General features: G+C 29.4%; 3 protein-coding genes. All 3 read right to left on the bottom strand.

What is annotated here, in order from left to right; translation table 11 throughout:
* Positions 1-183: 183 nt before the first annotated feature.
* On the bottom strand, positions 184-1029 hold the full coding sequence (locus tag ACOSP6_RS00095) for a hypothetical protein (protein ID WP_422092454.1): 846 nt from the start codon (positions 1027-1029) through the stop codon (positions 184-186).
* A gap of 166 nt (positions 1030-1195) precedes the next feature.
* Entirely contained in the window at positions 1196-1960 is a 765-nt protein-coding gene (locus ACOSP6_RS00090) for a hypothetical protein (protein ID WP_422092453.1), read from the bottom strand.
* A gap of 165 nt (positions 1961-2125) precedes the next feature.
* Positions 2126-2698, bottom strand: a complete 573-nt coding sequence (locus ACOSP6_RS00085; protein WP_422092452.1) for a hypothetical protein — start codon at positions 2696-2698, stop codon at positions 2126-2128.
* Positions 2699-2775 lie beyond the last annotated feature (77 nt).

The raw sequence follows: 2775 nt of genomic DNA, 5'->3' as shown, positions 1-2775 counted from the left end.
GAAACCTGAGATAGACTATTTTGGATCGAGACAGAAAATAATAATATATAGAATATTTTTTTAATCATTAAGTACAACGTATTTGTGTATGATTTTTTGCGGGAAAAGGACGCGAGTCATTTTCCGATGTTTCGGAAAGATAATTAATAAGATTGAATTTCCGCTGAGGAAATTCTGCCGCTATTAATTATACACCTTGTTAGCAACTGGCTTCTTCAGTTCCATTTTATCTCTAAACAATTTCGCTTTATCAGTTTTTAAAAATCCAAGATCATTCGTTATAATTGATATTTTTTGGATTTGTTCATTATTTTTTAAGTTCTCAAATTCCTCTGAATTCAAAGTCCATTTACAGATATTATCCGATATGTTTTCAATGATTCCGTATTTCAAAGTCAATTCCTTTGTTGTTAAATCCGAGAGATGACTTTTGTTTAGATAATTAACAGGATATAGTCGTTTTATAAAACCATCAAGTATTCCGATTGAGTGAAAAGTCCAAGCGTGGTCTGTTTCATTGACATCAATACTTGTTGAGAATAAACCTTTCTTTATTTTTCTTTCAGTTAAGGAATCATAATTCGAAGGTACTTTTGTAATATATCCATATTCAAAATCAAAAAAGGTAATTAAGTTTTTAGTTGTCAGTTCAATCATATTCAAATCGGCAAAATCTGTCGCAATTTGTATAGAAATATTTATTGATGAGTTTTCTGGTTGTTCAGTCCAGTTTAGCATTGGGTTTTCAATGGTAAAAAAGGTGTTTGTTTTATTTGAGTCAAAATCAACTGAACTGTAGACAATTTCTTTTTGTTTTTTTAGAGCTTTTTTAAATCCATTTAGAGTCTTTCTCGAATCTCTATAATTTATATCGAAAAGATTTGCTTTTAATTCCGTTGTTTGACTTATTGAATCTATAACTGAAAGAATACAGCTCTCCATATTAAAATCTTGCGCTATTTTATTATCTGTTATTTTGAATAATTTAATTATCCAATTTTCAGTTATATTTTTCCAGAAGAAGTTCATTTTCCAGCTTGGTGCTAACGTATTTGTGTATGATTTTTTGCGGGAAAAGGACGCAAGTCGTTTTCCGATTTTGCGGAAAGATAATTAATAAGATTGAATTTCCGCTGAGGTCCCGAAGCTTCGGGACAGCCGCAATTAATTATACACTTTGTTGTGCAACGTATTTTTATTCAACATAGTGATTGTCAGATCCGAAAAAATATTCATCTTTTTGTACATTTTTAAACTCAGTAATTTCTCCATTATTTGCGTTCATTTTAAAGTGATATTTTACTTCCGGAAAACAACTCGGCCCAAATATACTTCCTTCCTGAATTAATGTACTCGTTGACCAAACAAACGATTCAATTCTTTTATCAAACCACAAATCAATATTCAGTTTTTTATATGGGATCTTTCTACGAATTAATTCTGAGTGAACAGAATCTATTGGTATTAATTTGTCTGAAAATTCAGCTTTAGGAAAATCAATATCTTTAATTGTTTTTCCATTTGTATCTAACATCAAATTTAGTCCGACTTTGTTAATTCCGATTTCGGGTAATTTCAATTCATAAATGATTGAGTAAACAGGGAAATCAATAATTGAATCGCAATTTGATTTTTCTTTGTTTTGCCCCAAAATTGCTAAAATTTCACTCTCACTTTTTGTTCTTTCTATTTCAATTGGTTTATCTGATAGAACATAGCCAAACTTAAATTCCAGTTTTTGGAAGTTGTTTTTTCCTAATCTATTTTTCAGATAAGATTTAAATTGATTCTTTATATCAATTGGAATTTTATTTAAATTATCAAACTCAACAGAATAACAGCTGTTTACATATTTATAACTTTCAGTTTTAGTAGAAAATTTAGGATATCTCTCACGAGAATATTTATTGCATGATACAATTGATATAATTATTAATAAACCTAATATTTTCTCTTTCATTTATTTTTAATGTACTGTTGCGTTATGTTGCACAACGTTGTTGTATATGGTTTGTTGCGTGTTTTAAACACCTAATTTAGCAAATACAAACCAAATAGAAAATCCGTAAGGATTTTCGTAAGTAGGCTAGAGCTAGTAATAAATTATATACGGTGTTACCTACAGTTATTTATTCCGTTTGATAGCAAAAATCAAAGTCGAATTCGGCAATACTTTAATTGATTTACGGACTTTGCTTTTATAACTATTCTTTAATTCAATTTCTTTAGTTACTCGGATAATAAGATATTCGGCACTTTTTTCCGATTCATAAGAGTATTCAAGTCCATTTATGATTAGGTCACAAGCTCCGTCAATTAATGATAATTCGTAAAACTCTCCCTTAAATTCAATTCCGAACGAGTTAGCAGAACCGTAAGTCTGATATTTTATTTCCGTTTTACCGCTTGTTGTTTTTCCTATATATTTTTTATAGCTCAAGTCATAAACTTCGTCTTTATCTTTTTCAATTTCCAATTTTGCATAACTGCCTTGAAAATCCAATAGTGACTCCTTGTTGTCAGAATTTTTTACGATTAGAATTCCGTTTATTGTTCCGTTAAAATTCCCTGATTCCAAGTCTTGAAAAACAGAATCAAATCCGTTTCCGTCAATTGCATATTCCGAATATTGTTGTCCGAAACATTGCAAAGAAGTAAAAATCAGAAATAATATGATTAGTATTCTCGGTTTTTTCATAATTGTAGGTAACGTATTTGTGTATGAAAAGTTGCGGTAATTTTAGTAGCAATTTTTCATTCATTTTTCATGATTTA

It is taken from the genome of Tenacibaculum sp. MEBiC06402 (assembly GCF_049239625.1).
Lineage (GTDB): Bacteria > Bacteroidota > Bacteroidia > Flavobacteriales > Flavobacteriaceae > Polaribacter.
This window is presented reverse-complemented; position numbering and strand designations above follow the sequence as displayed.

Coding starts and splice junctions, on each gene's coding strand:
- ACOSP6_RS00095 (WP_422092454.1), bottom strand. CDS start 1,029: ATGAACTTCTTCTGGAAAAATATAACTGAAAATTGGATAATTAAATTA.
- ACOSP6_RS00090 (WP_422092453.1), bottom strand. CDS start 1,960: ATGAAAGAGAAAATATTAGGTTTATTAATAATTATATCAATTGTATCA.
- ACOSP6_RS00085 (WP_422092452.1), bottom strand. CDS start 2,698: ATGAAAAAACCGAGAATACTAATCATATTATTTCTGATTTTTACTTCT.